Below are 14,691 nucleotides of genomic sequence, written 5' to 3'. Positions count from 1 at the left end.
GTAGATAAACCTCTACCCTGTGGGAGCGGGTTCACCCGCGAATGCGATGGTGGATTCACCGATGCATTCGCGGGTGAACCCGCTCCCACAGGGGCCTGAGTGAAAATGCGTTATTACAGGATTGGGGAGATAAGCCGCGCGATGCGCATCCCCAACTGCTGCAGGCGATGGGTATCGCGGCTGTCCTCGGCCGTTATCTCCCTCGCCTGTTCAAAGTCATCATTCAGCATCTGCTCGACCTGGTCGGCGAAGCCACGGTCGACTGTCAGCAGGGTGATTTCGAAGTTCAGGCGGAACGAACGGTTGTCCAGATTGGCACTGCCAATCGCGCTGACATCGTCATCCACCAGCACCACCTTCTGGTGGAGGAACCCCTGCTGGTAACGAAACATGCGCACGCCTGCACGTACCGCTTCGAAGGCGAACAAGCTAGAGGCGGCATACACGATGCGGTGATCAGGCCGTGACGGAATCAGCACCCGTACATCTACCCCACGTAATACCGCCAGGCGCAGCGCGGCGAACACTGCCTCGTCCGGGATGAAGTACGGGCTGGTGATCCACACCCTGCGGGTAGCTGAGTGGATGGCTTCAAGGAAGAACAGCGAGCAGGTTTCCTGCGGGTCGGCCGGGCCGCTGGCCAAGGCCTGACACAACACGCCGTTGTCCGGATAGGTATCGGGCAGTATCAGCGGTGGCAGCTGGCGCGTGGCCCAGTACCAGTCTTCGGCAAACGATTCCTGCAGGCAGGCCAGCACCGGCCCGTTGATCTGCACATGGGTGTCGCGCCAGGGTGATAGCTGCGGGTGTTCACCCAGGTATTCATCCCCCACGTTGTGCCCGCCGATGAAACCGAACAGGCCATCCACCACCACGATCTTGCGATGGTTGCGGAAATTCACCTGGAAGCGGTTGAACCAGCCGCGCCGGGTAGCGAAGGCATGGATCTGCACGCCGCCGTCGCGCAACTGTTGGCTGTAGCTGGCAGGCAAGGCGTGGCTGCCGACGCGGTCGTACAGCACAAAAACCTGCACGCCTTCGGCGGCTTTGCGCAATAGCAACTGCTGCAGTGCCTTGCCGAGGTTGTCGTCATGGATGATGAAGGATTGCACCAGCACCACATCGCGAGCTTTATCGATAGCAGCGAAGATGGCATCGAAGGTGGCTTTGCCATTGATCAGCAGCTTCACCTGGTTGTTCGCCAGACACGGCATACGCCCCAGTTTGGGCATGGCGCGCAAGGCTGCGTAGCTTTCTGATTCGCGGGCGGTAAGCGCTTCTTCTACCCAGGGCCGCCAGTTGAGGTTGGCCATGGCCACGTGCATTTCCTGGTTGGCCTGCCGCCGTGCCTTGATGTAGGCATAGAAGGAGCGGGCGCCAAAGACCAAGTAGGGGATCAAGGTAAAGTAGGGAATGAAGAACAAGGGCATGGCCCAGGCGATGGCACCTTGGGCGGTCCGCACGGTGAACAGCGCGTGCAGTGCGGCGACGATACCCAGTAGATGAATCAGACCGAAGAGGTAACCCAAGAAGTAGGGGCTGTGGTAATCCATATGCATCCTGCTTGCCATATACACTTGAGCTAACAGAACACTTCCCGGTCCGCCTTGCAACCAGTAGGTGGATTTGACGTCTAAGGCTCAGCCCGGCCCACTTGGCCGGTTTTTCCAGGAGCGTTCACCCATGAAGATTCGTCTGCCACTGTTGGCGTTGGCCCTGGCTATGAGCAGCCCGCTGGTGCATGCCCAGATGCTCCAGCCCGGTTTGTGGGAGCTGACCACCAGCAACATGCAGGTCGATGGCAAGCCGCTGCCCGACATGGCGTTCATGCTCGGCCAGTTGAAGAACCTGCCGCCGGAACAGCGCGCAATGATGGAAGGGGCATTGGCCAAGCAAGGGGTGACTGTCGGCGGCAACGGCGTACGCTCGTGCCTTACACCCGAGCAGGTTGCAACCAATGACATCCCGCTGCAGGACCCGAAGTCAGGTTGTACCCAGAAAATTACCGACCGTACTGGGAACGTATGGAAGTTCCAGTTCAGTTGCCCGAAGGCGCAGGGTAGCGGTCAGGCGACCTTTCTTAGCGATCGCGAATTCACGACCCAGGTGAGTGGTACGTTCAATGCCTCGGGTGTTCAGCAGCAAGGCAGCATGAACACCCGGGCAGTGTGGGTGGGTAGCGACTGCGGCACGGTCAAACCGCGCAGTTGAAATCCCATTGCCACTGGCTGGTGGCAACCGCGTCGTGGGCATGCAGGCTTTCTGCATGTTCCACACGCAGATTGAAGCCTGTACTCCATTCTATTTGTCGCAGCGCCTTGTGCAGGCGTCGAGCGGCATCTTCACAGAACATCAGGTTCTGTCCGTTGGCCAAGGCGAATGCCTGTTCGTCTGCGCGTTTCACAGCAGTCTGCACCGCCGTTCCGAGGCTGTCCTCAATGCAATCGATCAGTTCCGTAATCGGCAAAACGTGGTGGTTGTTGCGTAACCGTACCTGGATTTGCGCATTACTGCGTTGACTATGCGGGGTGGCGACAATGCCTTCGGCCGTGCCGAGCCAATCCAGTACTGCAGTTTTTTCGATGTGCTGTTCGCTGAAATGCGCCTGAAATTGCTGTTGGATCAACTGCCGTGCAAGTGCCGCCGAGCATGGGCAGGTCGACGAGTAAGGTACGGAAACGGATAGTTCCACGTGGAACATTTCATTTTTGATGCGTGCATCGACTGTTACGGCATAGCTTTTCCAGCCCGCCAGGGGGCTGATCAGTGCAGGCCTTTTTAACAAGTGCTCGAAGCTGAGGCGCAAATAGGCCGCAGACGAAAGCCCTTCGTGGCTGGCGAGAAAACCGTTTAAAAGCTGCCACATGGCCAGTGGTGTGAGGGGCTGGTTCTCCAGTGATTCCAGGGCAAGGTAAAGCCGCGACATGTGGATGCCGCGTGAACTGCCATCGACCAGACTGACGCCAGCATCAACTTTTGCAGCGGCGGTGCGCCCTTCGAACTGAACAGGCAGGGCAATGCCGCACATGCCCACCCAGTTCAACGGCAAGGTGTACTGCTGGGTTTGTGCAGCGATGTCGGGGAGCTGGGTCATTTGGCTTTCCACACAAAGAATTGGCCTCAGCGGCAACCACCGATCAAGCTGCAATGCAGGTTGAAGCGCTGCCCGCTGGAACTGGATACGCGGTTCAAAGTGGTCCAGCCAACGCGACGGCTGTAGCCCACCCAGGCCTCGCCATCACTGGCCAGGCCGGTAAAAAAGGTCAACGAGCCATAACGGCTGTTGGTCTGTGCCCATAAGCGCTGGCTGTTGAAATCGTAGCCGCGCAGGTAGAACGTGCTGCCCTCGGTGCGCACGCTGTAATAACTGCCCTTGCCATCCTGGCAAGCGAGCAGCGTTGCGCTACGGGTACACAGCGCCAATGCACTGCCTTGTGGCATGGCGATGAGCGTGGTGGGCATGGCGAGTAGCAGTACCGCCATGGCACGAGAAAGCTTCATGTTTCATCCCCGGTGAGCACGCGTCCGTCGAGAACGGCTTGGCGAAATTGTATTGTTACTTTATAACATTGTGCAATGCATCGTTTCGAATGCGTCTGCCTGAAGAGGTTCGCCATGTCCAATCGTCTCCCTGTCACCGTGCTGTCCGGCTTCCTTGGCGCCGGCAAAAGCACCTTGCTCAACCATGTGCTGCGTAACCGCGATAACCTGCGGGTTGCGGTGATCGTCAACGACATGAGTGAAATCAACATCGACGCCAGTGAGGTGCAGCGCAATGTCAGCCTCAACCGCGCTGAAGAGAAACTGGTCGAGATGAGCAACGGCTGCATCTGCTGCACGCTGCGTGAAGACTTGCTCGAAGAAGTGGCGCGGCTGGCCGAAGAGGGACGATTCGATTATCTGCTCATCGAGTCCACTGGTATCTCGGAGCCTCTGCCGGTAGCCGAGACCTTCACCTTCCGTGATGAGCAAGGTCGCAGCCTGTCCGACATGGCGCGGCTGGACACCATGGTCACCGTGGTCGATGGCTTAAACTTCCTGCGCGACTACCAGGCCGCAGACAGCCTGGCCAGCCGCGGCGAAACCTTGGGCGAGGAAGACGAGCGCTCAATCAGCGACCTGCTGATCGAACAGGTCGAATTCGCCGATGTGCTGTTGCTGAGCAAGATCGACTTGATCAGCCAGCATGATCGCGAAGAACTCACCGCCATTTTGCGCAGCCTCAATGCCCGAGCGCAGATCGTGCCCGTGGTCATGGGCCAGGTGCCGCTGGCGCGCATTCTCGATACCGGCTTGTTCGACTTCGATCAGGCAGCCCAGGCGCCGGGCTGGTTGCAGGAGCTGCGCGGTGAACATGTGCCGGAAACCGAAGAGTATGGCATCGCGGCCACCACCTGGTTAGCACGACGGCCGCTTCACCCACAGCGCTTTTTCGACTTTATCCACAGCCATTGGAGCAATGGACGCTTGCTGCGTTCCAAAGGTTTTTTCTGGCTGGCCAGCAAATATCAGGAAGCCGGTAGCTGGTCGCAAGCGGGTGGCATGATGCGTCATGGCCTGGCAGGTCGCTGGTGGCGCTTCGTGCCGCGCGATCAGTGGCCACAGGATGTGGATAACACTAGTGCGATCTTGAAACACTGGACCGCGGAAACCGGCGACTGCCGACAGGAGCTGGTATTCATTGGGCAGAATATCGACTTCGAAAAACTATCCACAGACCTGGATGCCTGCCTGTTGACGGATGAGGAAATGAGCCTGGGGCATATGGGTTGGCTGCGCCTGCCCGATCCGTTCGGCCCTTGGCACGAGGAAGCGGCAGCATGAACTTGGCCCAGCGCCCTGTGGATATCTTTCAGGTAGTCGGCGAGAACCCACAAGTACTGACCGAAGTGCTGCAGGACGGCGTGAATCTGGCGGTATGGCGCCGGCGCTTGCCGGCTTAGCTGGAAGACTTTGCCGCACTGGTGATCAGCCTCGGCCAGCCGTTGGCTGATCAGCGAGTTATCGAGGTGGATGAGCAGCGCCCGCCAATATTGCCTGATCTACTGCGCGAAGCTGCGGACTTGCAGGGTTACGAGTCTTTTGTTGCCGATGTGACCTGGCTGGTGGCGGCCTACACCTGCCTGGTGGGCGCACGCCGGGTCGGCTTGCGGCTACGGGTGCTGGATGGCCCCATGTGCCCGCGCTTCCATGTGGATAACGTGCCATTGCGGCTGCTCACCACCTACATTGGCCCAGGTAGCGAGTGGTTACAGGAACCGGCGAGCCCGCGAGTCGAGTTACCCACAGCAGAATCTTCTGTGGATAACATTCAGCACCTGAAAGCCGGCGATGTTGCCGTGCTCAAGGGCGAGAAGTGGCAGGGCAACGAAGGCGCAGGGCTGGTTCACCGTTCGCCTTCGGGCCAGCAGGGGCGGCTGTTGCTCAGCCTTGACTGGCTTGCCTGACGGCGCATAGTGAGCCATCACCCTCGTCGAAGCCCCGCCCATGCTGCAGAACATACCCACCCATGTAATTGCCGGCCCATTGGGTGCCGGCAAGACCACCCTGATCCGTCATCTACTGGCACAGCGCCCGGCCAATGAGCGCTGGGCGGTACTGATCAACGAATTTGGCCTGGTAGGCCTGGATGCGGCCTTGCTCAGCCGCGATGAAGACGGCATCGCCATCGGTGAGGTCGCTGGCGGCTGCCTGTGCTGCGTCAACGGTATGCCGTTCCAGGTGGGGCTAGGCCGTTTGCTGCGCAAATTCCGGCCAGACCGGTTGTTTATCGAGCCTTCCGGGCTGAGCCACCCCTTGCAGCTGTTGGCACAACTGCAACAAGCACCGTGGGCTGGAGTGCTGACAATTCAGCCTTTATTGATGGTTCTGGATGCTCAAGCCATGGTCCGAAACGAGCCGCTTTCGGACGCTCAGCAGCAAGCTTTCGACGCTTGCGAGAGACTGGTTTTCAACAAGTCTGAAGTTGTGGATCAATCATCTAAGTTGTTGATAACTAATAAATTAAAAGACAAGTTGATCAGCTGGACCGTACAGGGAGAGCTAGCCTTTTCGGGCCTGCCTACAGCGCCTCGGCAGATTGTTGACAGCCCATTTCGCGATTTCAGGATTGTCGACAATATTGCGAGCGCCCCAGCTTCACTATGGACAGACCCCAGCCAGCCGATCTGTCTTGCCCAGCAGGGGGAGGGAGGTTGGAGTATTGGCTGGCGCTGGCACCCCGGCGAGCGGTTTTATCCACAGCGACTGCAGGCGTTTTTGCGCGCTTGGCCCTGGCGTCGCGCCAAAGGAGTTATCCACAGCGTGGAAGGCTGGCAGTCATTTAACGGGCTTGATGGGGATATGCCCGCCTGGCAGCCCAGCGACTGGCGCAGGGACACGCGTATAGAGCTGATTTTCGACCAGCCGCAGGCTCAACCCGCCCTGCAAGCCGGGTTGAGCGAATGCCGCGTCAGCTGATCAGTTACGCCAGCGATTGTGTTCCTGGCGCCACTGCTGCATTTCGATGACGTTATCGGCGCGCGGCGGGGTCTTGATTTCGAACGGGTAGGGGGCCAGTTCGATTTGCACGCTATGTGCGCCGAACTGGGTAACGGTGCCAGGGTGGCGTTGTTCGCCAGTGACCGTGAACTCGAAGGCATAGATGCGAGCCAGGCGCTTGCGGCCGTTGGCATCCCGCACGAAGGCGATGCGCTTGAGCGCCACAGCGTCGTCGAGCAACTCGAGGTCTAGTTTGGCGCAATGCTGCTTGACCCGTTCCAGGGCTTTTTCGCGCAACCCATGGTTGTGCCACAACCAGGCGCCTGCCGTGGCTATCAGCATCAGGACGAAGAGGTTCTCCAGGGTCAACATTTGCATATGCTCCAAACAGGTAGATCCAGCTTAACTGCGTCCCTGGCCTGTCGTACAGGTGGCAATCGAGTTCATACTGCGTTGCGCACAATCCTTTGAAACCGCTTTGGAAACCTTCCGCATGAAACGTACCCCGCACCTGCTCGCCATTCAGTCCCATGTGGTGTTCGGCCACGCCGGCAACAGCGCCGCGGTGTTTCCCATGCAGCGTATCGGGGTCAATGTCTGGCCGCTCAATACCGTGCAGTTCTCCAATCACACACAGTATGGCCAGTGGGCAGGTGAAGTGCTTGCCCCGGCGCAAATTCCTGCGTTGGTGGAAGGTATTTTCAACATCGGCGAGCTGGGCCACTGCGATGCGGTGCTTTCCGGCTACCTGGGCAGTGCCGAACAAGGCCGGGCAATCCTGGCCGGCGTCGAGCGGATCAAGGCGGTGAACCCCAAGGCGTTATACCTGTGCGACCCGGTCATGGGGCATCCTGAGAAGGGGTGTATCGTGCCGCCGGAAGTCAGCGAGTTCCTGCTGGACGAGGCCGCTGCCAAGGCGGACATCCTTTGCCCCAACCAGCTGGAGCTGGACAGCTTCTGCGGCCGCCGCGCGCAGTCATTGGAGGATTGCGTGAACATGGCACGCAGCCTGTTGCAGCGTGGGCCTCAGGTGGTGCTGGTCAAGCACCTGGCCTACCCCGGGCGTGACGATGACCAATTCGAAATGTTGCTGGTAACCGCCGAGCACAGCTGGCACTTGCGCCGCCCGCTGCTGGCATTCCCGCGCCAGCCAGTGGGGGTGGGTGACCTGACGTCCGGGCTGTTCCTTGCTCGCGTGTTGCTTGGCGACAATTGGGTACAGGCCTTCGAGTTCACTGCTGCAGCAGTGCACGAAGTCCTGCTTGAAACCCAGGCCTGCGCCAGCTACGAGCTGCAACCGGTGCGGGCCCAGGATCGCATCGCCCACCCACGGGTACGCTTCGAAGCGCAGTTACTGGCGTTTTAAATGGCGTCGGTTTTCAGGTCCTGGTAGCGCTTTTCCAGTTCCTGACGGATCTGCCGGCGCTGCTGGCCCTGCAGGAAGCGGCGCTTTTCCTCGCTGCTGTGCGGCTGGCGTGGAGGCACTGGCACCGGGCGGCGGTTGTCGTCGACCGCGACCATAGTGAAGAAGCAGCTGTTGGAATGGCGCACCGAGCGCTCGCGGATGTTCTCTGTCACCACCTTGATGCCGACTTCCATCGAGGTGTTGCCGGTGTAGTTGACCGACGCCAGGAAGGTCACCAGCTCTCCCACATGTACCGGTTCGCGGAAGATCACCTGGTCGACCGACAACGTGACCACGTAGCTGCCGGCATAGCGGCTAGCGCACGCATAAGCGACTTCGTCGAGGTACTTGAGCAAGGTGCCGCCATGTACGTTGCCAGAAAAGTTGGCCATGTCCGGTGTCATCAGGACGGTCATGCTCAGCTGGGCGTTTCCAGGTTCCATAGTGTGCTCACGGTTAGGTTGCGCTGAATCGGGCGAATGGAGGGCGTTATCTGCTGACACTTTCGTTCCCCTCTTTGATTTTGCCTTGCTGATACGGGACGTTGGCTGCGGCGCTATCGTCACGCTGATCATGCCATCAACGGCGCTTTTCCAGCCGATCTGTTTCTGCATATTGCACCGGCTTTTTGCGGCTGAGCGCGATGTTAACCTGAGTACGCCCATGCAACATGGGCCTTCCGGCATTCAATACAGTATGTACTTGCTGCTCGCTCAGGTTTGCCTCGGCAGAGGAGCGGTCTGACCAGGCATTCATAAAAAAGACGAGAAAAGGAGTATCACGCCATGCATGCCATCAGCTTTATCCAGGACCTGGCAGTCATCATGCTGGTCGCTGGCGTAGTCACCATCCTTTTTCACCGTCTGAAACAGCCGGTGGTACTGGGGTACATTGTCGCTGGCTTCATTATCGGGCCGCACACCCCGCCATTCGGCCTGATCCACGACGAAGACACCATCAAGACCCTCGCCGAGCTGGGGGTGATCTTCCTGATGTTCTGCCTGGGGCTCGAGTTCAGCTTGCGTAAGCTGTTCAGGGTGGGGGCCACGGCATTCATCGCCGCGTTCCTGGAAATCGTGCTGATGATCTGGATCGGCTTCGAGATCGGCCGCTGGTTCGGCTGGAACACCATGGATTCGCTGTTCCTCGGCGCCATTCTGGCCATTTCCTCGACCACCATCATCGTCAAGGCGCTCAACGACCTGAAGATGAAGAACGAGCGCTTTGCCCAGCTGATTTTTGGCGTGCTCATCGTCGAGGACATCCTAGGCATCGGTATCATCGCCCTGCTTTCGGGCATCGCCGTGAGCGGCACGGTCAGCTCTGGCGAAGTGTTCTCCACGGTCGGCAAGCTGTCGTTGTTCATGATCGTTGCCCTGGTCATCGGCATTTTGCTCGTGCCACGGCTGCTGGCCTACGTGGCCAGGTTCGAAAGCAACGAGATGTTGCTGATTACCGTGCTGGGCCTGTGCTTCGGCTTCTGCCTGCTGGTGGTGAAGCTGGAATACAGCATGGTACTGGGGGCCTTCCTGATTGGCGCGATCATGGCCGAATCGCGCCAGCTGCTGAAGATCGAGCGCTTGATCGAGCCTGTACGCGACCTGTTCAGCGCCATCTTCTTCGTCGCCATCGGCCTGATGATCGACCCTCAGGTACTGGTCGATTACGCCTGGCCGATCGTGGTCATTACCTTGGCGGTGGTGCTGGGCAAGATGTTGTCCTGTGGCATGGGCGCGTTCATCGCCGGCAATGACGGGCGTACCTCGCTGCGGGTGGGTATGGGGCTTTCGCAGATTGGCGAGTTCTCCTTCATCATTGCCGCACTGGGTATGACCCTGCAGGTGACCAGCGACTTCCTGTACCCGGTGGCTGTCGCCGTATCGGCAATCACCACGCTGCTCACCCCCTACCTGATCCGCGCTGCCGACCCGCTGTCGCAAAAACTGGGCAACGTGGTGCCTGGCCGCCTGGCACGGGTGCTGTCGCTGTATGGTGAATGGCTACGCAACATTCAGCCGCAGGGCGAGAGCGCCATGCTGGCAGCGATGATCCGGCGCATCTTGTTGCAGGTGGGGGTTAACCTGGCGTTGGTGATCGCCATTTTCTTCAGTGGCGGCTACTTTGCCGGGCGCCTTGGCAACTGGCTCAGCGAATGGGTCAGCGACGCCAGCCAGCAGAAAGCGGTTATCTGGGGCGCAGCGTTGTTGCTGTCGTTGCCCTTCTTGATCGCCGCGTACCGTAAGCTGAAGGCGCTGTCGATGCTGCTGGCAGAAATGGGCGTGAAGCCGGAAATGGCCGGGCGGCACACCCAGCGGGTGCGCCGGGTGATCGCCGAAGTGATCCCGCTGCTCTCGCTGCTGGTGATTTTCCTGCTGCTGTCGGCGTTGTCGGCGAGCATTCTGCCGACCAGCGAGTTACTGCTGGTGATTGCCGTGGTGGCTGCGGTGGTAGTGGCCTTGTTGTGGCGCTGGTTCATCCGCGTGCACACGCGCATGCAGATTGCCTTGCTGGAAACGCTGGAGAACAGCCGCGAGAATTCGCACTGAAGCTGGAGGAGGGGGTAACGCTCCCTGCCCAAGATTTCACCGTCGTCCGAGGGGATGGAGCGGTAGTGATGTCGCCAGGCGCAGAAAGCCTGGCGATTTAAACTACAATGATGGCACTAAGCCATTAGTTTTCCTGTCGCAGACTATGCATGGCCTTTGTAGGAGCGGCCTTGCGTCGCGATCGGGCCGCGAAGCGGCCCCAGCAATCTATGCACCAGTGCAGAAATCGTGGGGCTGCTTTGCAGCCCTTTCGCGACACAAGGCCGCTCCTACAGGGACCGCGCTAGCCTGGCAATGGGTAATGATCAGCTCTCCAGCCAAACATCCCGCGCCCAGTGCCACACCGATTCCCAGCTGTCCTCACCGACTAGCTCTTCTTCCGCATCCCACAACACCACAGTGCCGTCTTCTTCAACGCAGTAGTAGTTGTCGCCGTCCTGGCACAGCGGGATCAGCTCACGCGGCACGCCGGCATCCCAGGCGTTGGCGGCAACTTCTGGCAGATAAGTGTGCGACTGTGGGTCGGTACAAGTGACAGGCTCAAGGGAGCCGTAAACCACATCACTTACGGTGAGCAGAAACTCTTTGAACACGAATGGAATGTTGATGAACAGCTGCTCTTCGATCTCGACCAGTTGGTCCTCGTCGGGAAGCTCCAGGGGCACCGGTACCGGTTCATTGGCTTCACGGAGTTGTTCGATCACTTCTTCCACGGTTAACTTCCTCTGACCTAGATGACAACGCTGCGCGTTATACCCTAGTAGGCCACTCTGGCAAAAGCAAAAACCCCGGGGCAGGCCCGGGGTTTTTTGTACAGCACGCAGTGGTTAGCCGTTCTGACGGATACCGGCGACCAGCCAAGGCTGGTTCTCGCCTTGGGCGCGAACCATGTGCCAGCTTTCGCTGAACACTTCACCTTGGTCGAAGCGCGAGTTCTTCGACACGCCACGGAAGGTCAGGGTGGCGTCGGTACGATCGGAGCGGTCGTCGAGGCCGTCCAGTTGCACTTCAAGGTTGTCGATGTAGGTGGCCTGGAAACCGTCACCCAACTCAGCACGTTCGCGCTTGAGGAACTCAAGCATTTGCGGGGTGACGAATTCGGCAATCTTGTCCATTTCGTTGGCATCCCAGTGCTGCTGCAGCGACTGGAAGTGGTTGCGGGCGGCAGCCAGGAAGCTCTGCTCGTTGAACCAGGCCGGGGCGTTGATCACCGGGGCAGCTGCGGCAGCAGGAGCGGCCGAACCACCGAACACCGACGGCTGGGCAGGCTGGCCGTGTGCCTCACGCTGCATCGGCGCATGGCCAGGCATGGCCATGTGCGGCTGTTGCTGGCGACGGCGCGCGGCGATGAAACGGAACACCAGGAAGGCGATGAGCGCCACGATCAGGAAGTCCATGATCTGGAAACCTTCGAAACCGTCGCCCATGAACATGGACGCCAGCAGGCCACCGGCGGCGAGGCCGGCCAGTGGGCCCAACCAGCGCGAAGCACCGCTGGCGGCCGGAGCTGCACGACCAGGTGCGGTCGGCGCGGCGGCAGGCGTGGTTGGCGTGGCTTGGCGGGTCTGGTGAATAGGCGCGGAGCCCGAGCTCTTGCCGCCGCCGAAACGCTTGGCGTTGGCGTCCAGGCTCAGCGTCAGGCCGACGCAGAGCGCCAGTGCGATGCTAAGAAAACGTTGCATAGTTGGGATATCCCCTGTTGTGGATTGCACGCGCGCCATGGTGCACAGGTTCCCGGGCACATGACCAGCGACATAATGTTTCGAGCTTTTGCCTGAATGTTAAAACGCCGGCACCACCGCCCCTCTGAATACTGTCGTCATCCCTGTAGGAGCGGCCTTGTGTCGCGATGGGCTGCGCAGCAGCCCCATAATTGTGGCGGTGACACTGATTTTCTGGGGCTGCTGCGCAGCCCATCGCGACACAAGGCCGCTCCTACAAGGGCCGGCGCAGGGGCTTAGATAGCCTCGAGCTTGGCATACCCCAGCATCAGCCACTTGCTGCCTTCGGCAAAGTTCACCTGCACCCGGGCCTGGGCGCCGGAACCTTCGAAGTTGAGGATCACGCCCTCGCCAAACACCGCATGCTGCACACGCTGGCCCAGGTTGAAGGCGGTCTGCGGGATGCTGGCATTGGCGAACAGGTTACTGTTGGTGGCTGTCTTGGCGCCACCGAAGGGGCGGCTGACGCTGTTGGACAAGCGCACTTCCTGCACCAGGCCTGCGGGAATTTCGCGCACGAAACGCGACACCTTGTTGTAGGTTTCGCTGCCATACAGGCGGCGCGTTTCGGCGTAGGTCATCACCAGCTGGCGCATGGCGCGGGTGATGCCCACATAGGCCAGGCGGCGTTCCTCTTCCAGGCGGCCGGGTTCTTCCAGGCTCATCTTGTGCGGGAACAGGCCTTCTTCCATGCCCACCAGGAACACAAACGGGAACTCCAGGCCCTTGGCGCTGTGCAAGGTCATCAGCTGGATGCTGTCTTCATGCTCATCGGCCTGGGTATCGCCGGCTTCCAGCGAAGCGTGGCCGAGAAAAGCGGAAAGTGGCGAAAGATCGGCATCTTCGTCGGTGGACTCGAAGTTGCGCGCTGCGCTGACCAGTTCTTCAAGGTTTTCTACCCGCGCCTGGCCCTTTTCACCCTTTTCTTCCTGGTGATAAATGATCAGCCCGGACTGCTCGATGGTGGTCTGGGTCATGGTATGCAGCGGCATGTCCACAACCTTGGCAGCCAGGCCTTCGATCAGCTCGATGAACGCCCCCAGTGCACTGGCGGCGCGGCCTTTCAGCGCCTTGGCGGCGAGCAGCTGGCACATGGCCTCCCACATGGAGAGCTGGCTGTGGCGGGCGTGCTCGCGGATGGCTTCGACGGTTTTCTCGCCAATGCCGCGTGGCGGCACGTTGATCACCCGCTCCAGGGCGGCATCGTTACCACGGCCTTCGATCAGGCGCAGGTAAGCCATGGCGTTCTTGATTTCGGCGCGTTCGAAGAAGCGCTGGCCGCCATAGATACGGTAGGGGATGCGCTCGCGCAGCAAGGCTTCTTCCAATACCCGCGACTGGGCGTTGGAGCGGTAGAGAATGGCGATCTCGCTGCGCGCATTGCCCTGCTTGACCAGGCTCTCGATGGTTTCCACCACGTAACGCGCTTCGTCGTGTTCGTTGTAGGCCGCGTACAGGGTCAGCGGTTCGCCTTCGCCCAGGTCGGTCCACAGCTCCTTGCCCAGGCGCCCGCTGTTATTGGCGATCAGCGCGTTGGCCGCCTTGAGGATGCCGCCGGTGGAGCGGTAGTTCTGCTCCAGGCGGATCATTTCGGCGTCGGGGAAGTCGGCGGTGTACTGATGGATGTTCTCGATCTTGGCGCCGCGCCAGCCGTAGATGGACTGGTCGTCATCGCCCACCGCCATCAGGCTGGCACCGCCGCGCGCCAACAGGCGCAGCCAGGCGTACTGCACGGCGTTGGTGTCCTGGAACTCGTCTACCAGCACATGCTGGAAGCGCCGCTGGTAGTGTTCCAGCAGGCCCGGGTGGTCGCGCCACAGGTCCAGCGCACGCAGCAGCAGCTCGGAAAAGTCGATGACCCCGGCACGTTCGCAAGCCTGTTCGTAGGCGGTATAGACCTCGCGCATGGTCGCCAGGAACAGATCGCCACCGGCCTGGATATGTTGCGGGCGCAGGCCCTCGTCCTTCTGCCCGTTGATGAACCACTGGGCCTGGCGTGCCGGCCACTTCTGTTCGTCCAGGCCCAGCTCGCGCATCACCCGTTTGATCAGGCGCTGCTGGTCGTCGCTGTCGAGGATCTGGAAGTTCTGTACCAGCCGCGCTTCCTGCCAGTGCGCCCGCAGCAGGCGATGGGCCAGGCCGTGGAACGTGCCCACCCACATGCCTGCCGGGTTGATCCCCAGCAGTTGCTCGATCCGCTGGCGCATTTCGGCAGCGGCCTTGTTGGTGAAGGTCACCGACAGGATCGAGTGCGGCGATGCCTGCTCCACCTGGATCAGCCAGGCGATGCGGTGCACCAGCACGCGGGTTTTACCGGAACCGGCGCCGGCAAGCACCAGTTGACGCCCGAGCGTGGCCGCTACGGCCTGGCGTTGGGCATCGTTAAGAGAGTTCAGCAGGAGGGAGAGGTCGTCTGTGCGCATCGGGCCATTCTAGGGTGCGCCAGGAAATCGGGCAAATCTCTACTGTATAAATATGCACCTTTTGTCCGTTCATCGACCCGGTAAAGGCAGCCAGGCCGCCACCTTGGGCTGGCCCG

Annotated in this window: 13 protein-coding genes and 1 pseudogene; 6 read left to right on the top strand and 8 right to left on the bottom strand. The window is 60.2% G+C overall.

Translation table 11 applies throughout. The features are described 5' to 3' along the window. Window positions 1-113 precede the first annotated feature (113 nt). Window positions 114-1,553, bottom strand: a complete 1,440-nt coding sequence (cls, locus tag ACIP02_RS02730; RefSeq protein ID WP_400612962.1) for a cardiolipin synthase — start codon at window positions 1,551-1,553, stop codon at window positions 114-116. Between the two features lie 130 nt (window positions 1,554-1,683). Between cls and ACIP02_RS02725 the strand changes: the two genes are divergently transcribed. Beyond that, window positions 1,684-2,211: a DUF3617 domain-containing protein gene (locus ACIP02_RS02725; protein WP_400612960.1), complete on the top strand. Its 528-nt coding sequence runs from the start codon at window positions 1,684-1,686 to the stop codon at window positions 2,209-2,211. Here the strand turns inward: ACIP02_RS02725 and folE2 are convergent. Both folE2 and ACIP02_RS02715 read right to left on the bottom strand, forming a co-directional pair. Beyond that, the gene (gene folE2 / locus ACIP02_RS02720; RefSeq protein ID WP_400612958.1) at window positions 2,195-3,094 is read right to left on the bottom strand and encodes a GTP cyclohydrolase FolE2; all 900 of its coding nucleotides are present in this window, start codon (window positions 3,092-3,094) and stop codon (window positions 2,195-2,197) included. The genes ACIP02_RS02725 and folE2 overlap by 17 nt on opposite strands. A gap of 26 nt (window positions 3,095-3,120) precedes the next feature. Further along, window positions 3,121-3,501: a glutamine synthetase gene (locus ACIP02_RS02715; RefSeq protein ID WP_400612956.1), complete on the bottom strand. Its 381-nt coding sequence runs from the start codon at window positions 3,499-3,501 to the stop codon at window positions 3,121-3,123. Between the two features lie 114 nt (window positions 3,502-3,615). Here ACIP02_RS02715 and zigA point away from each other — a divergent pair, with 114 nt between their 5' ends. From zigA to ACIP02_RS02700, 3 genes and pseudogenes are all read left to right on the top strand, one after another. After that, entirely contained in the window at window positions 3,616-4,824 is a 1,209-nt protein-coding gene (zigA, locus tag ACIP02_RS02710; RefSeq protein ID WP_400612954.1) for a zinc metallochaperone GTPase ZigA, read from the top strand. After that, a pseudogene (locus ACIP02_RS02705) lies at window positions 4,821-5,447 on the top strand (DUF1826 domain-containing protein). Before zigA ends, ACIP02_RS02705 begins: the two are co-directional and overlap by 4 nt. A gap of 40 nt (window positions 5,448-5,487) precedes the next feature. Continuing rightward, window positions 5,488-6,459 carry a CobW family GTP-binding protein gene (locus ACIP02_RS02700; RefSeq protein WP_400612952.1) on the top strand — a complete coding sequence of 324 codons (972 nt, stop codon included), beginning with the start codon at window positions 5,488-5,490 and terminating at the stop codon, window positions 6,457-6,459. On the opposite strand, the gene ACIP02_RS02695 is transcribed toward ACIP02_RS02700, so the two are convergent. After that, window positions 6,460-6,852, bottom strand: coding sequence for a DUF3301 domain-containing protein (locus ACIP02_RS02695; protein ID WP_400613260.1), 393 nt, complete (start codon window positions 6,850-6,852; stop codon window positions 6,460-6,462). A 121-nt stretch (window positions 6,853-6,973) separates the two neighbouring features. Here ACIP02_RS02695 and pdxY point away from each other — a divergent pair, with 121 nt between their 5' ends. Beyond that, a complete protein-coding gene (pdxY, locus tag ACIP02_RS02690) occupies window positions 6,974-7,846 on the top strand; it encodes a pyridoxal kinase PdxY (protein WP_400612950.1) in 873 nt (290 codons plus the stop codon). On the opposite strand, the gene ACIP02_RS02685 is transcribed toward pdxY, so the two are convergent. After that, window positions 7,843-8,328 carry an acyl-CoA thioesterase gene (locus ACIP02_RS02685; RefSeq protein ID WP_003253263.1) on the bottom strand — a complete coding sequence of 162 codons (486 nt, stop codon included), beginning with the start codon at window positions 8,326-8,328 and terminating at the stop codon, window positions 7,843-7,845. The genes pdxY and ACIP02_RS02685 overlap by 4 nt on opposite strands. Window positions 8,329-8,670: 342 nt before the next feature. Between ACIP02_RS02685 and ACIP02_RS02680 the strand changes: the two genes are divergently transcribed. Continuing rightward, entirely contained in the window at window positions 8,671-10,431 is a 1,761-nt protein-coding gene (locus ACIP02_RS02680) for a cation:proton antiporter (protein WP_400612947.1), read from the top strand. 305 nt (window positions 10,432-10,736) lie between these two features. On the opposite strand, the gene ACIP02_RS02675 is transcribed toward ACIP02_RS02680, so the two are convergent. From ACIP02_RS02675 to uvrD, 3 genes are all read right to left on the bottom strand, one after another. Continuing rightward, a complete protein-coding gene (locus ACIP02_RS02675; RefSeq protein WP_060499707.1) occupies window positions 10,737-11,144 on the bottom strand; it encodes an SMI1/KNR4 family protein in 408 nt (135 codons plus the stop codon). A gap of 114 nt (window positions 11,145-11,258) precedes the next feature. After that, window positions 11,259-12,113, bottom strand: a complete 855-nt coding sequence (locus ACIP02_RS02670) for a Tim44 domain-containing protein (RefSeq protein ID WP_400612944.1) — start codon at window positions 12,111-12,113, stop codon at window positions 11,259-11,261. 275 nt (window positions 12,114-12,388) lie between these two features. Continuing rightward, window positions 12,389-14,575, bottom strand: a complete 2,187-nt coding sequence (gene uvrD, locus ACIP02_RS02665) for a DNA helicase II (protein WP_400612942.1) — start codon at window positions 14,573-14,575, stop codon at window positions 12,389-12,391. Window positions 14,576-14,691: the final 116 nt, after the last annotated feature.

Origin of the sequence: Pseudomonas sp. NPDC089408, from assembly GCF_044749445.1 — a bacterium.
Taxonomy (GTDB): Bacteria; Pseudomonadota; Gammaproteobacteria; order Pseudomonadales; family Pseudomonadaceae; genus Aquipseudomonas.
Note: the sequence above shows the minus strand (reverse complement) of the source record. Positions and strands in the feature narration are given on the sequence as shown.

What these genes read in the sequence shown, in the direction of transcription:
- zigA (WP_400612954.1), top strand. Translation starts at nt 3,616, where the DNA reads ATGTCCAATCGTCTCCCTGTCACCGTGCTGTCCGGCTTCCTTGGCGCC.
- folE2 (WP_400612958.1), bottom strand. Translation starts at nt 3,094, where the DNA reads ATGACCCAGCTCCCCGACATCGCTGCACAAACCCAGCAGTACACCTTG.
- ACIP02_RS02680 (WP_400612947.1), top strand. Translation starts at nt 8,671, where the DNA reads ATGCATGCCATCAGCTTTATCCAGGACCTGGCAGTCATCATGCTGGTC.
- cls (WP_400612962.1), bottom strand. Translation starts at nt 1,553, where the DNA reads ATGGATTACCACAGCCCCTACTTCTTGGGTTACCTCTTCGGTCTGATT.
- ACIP02_RS02700 (WP_400612952.1), top strand. Translation starts at nt 5,488, where the DNA reads ATGCTGCAGAACATACCCACCCATGTAATTGCCGGCCCATTGGGTGCC.
- ACIP02_RS02670 (WP_400612944.1), bottom strand. Translation starts at nt 12,113, where the DNA reads ATGCAACGTTTTCTTAGCATCGCACTGGCGCTCTGCGTCGGCCTGACG.
- ACIP02_RS02695 (WP_400613260.1), bottom strand. Translation starts at nt 6,852, where the DNA reads ATGTTGACCCTGGAGAACCTCTTCGTCCTGATGCTGATAGCCACGGCA.
- uvrD (WP_400612942.1), bottom strand. Translation starts at nt 14,575, where the DNA reads ATGCGCACAGACGACCTCTCCCTCCTGCTGAACTCTCTTAACGATGCC.
- ACIP02_RS02725 (WP_400612960.1), top strand. Translation starts at nt 1,684, where the DNA reads ATGAAGATTCGTCTGCCACTGTTGGCGTTGGCCCTGGCTATGAGCAGC.
- pdxY (WP_400612950.1), top strand. Translation starts at nt 6,974, where the DNA reads ATGAAACGTACCCCGCACCTGCTCGCCATTCAGTCCCATGTGGTGTTC.
- ACIP02_RS02685 (WP_003253263.1), bottom strand. Translation starts at nt 8,328, where the DNA reads ATGGAACCTGGAAACGCCCAGCTGAGCATGACCGTCCTGATGACACCG.
- ACIP02_RS02715 (WP_400612956.1), bottom strand. Translation starts at nt 3,501, where the DNA reads ATGAAGCTTTCTCGTGCCATGGCGGTACTGCTACTCGCCATGCCCACC.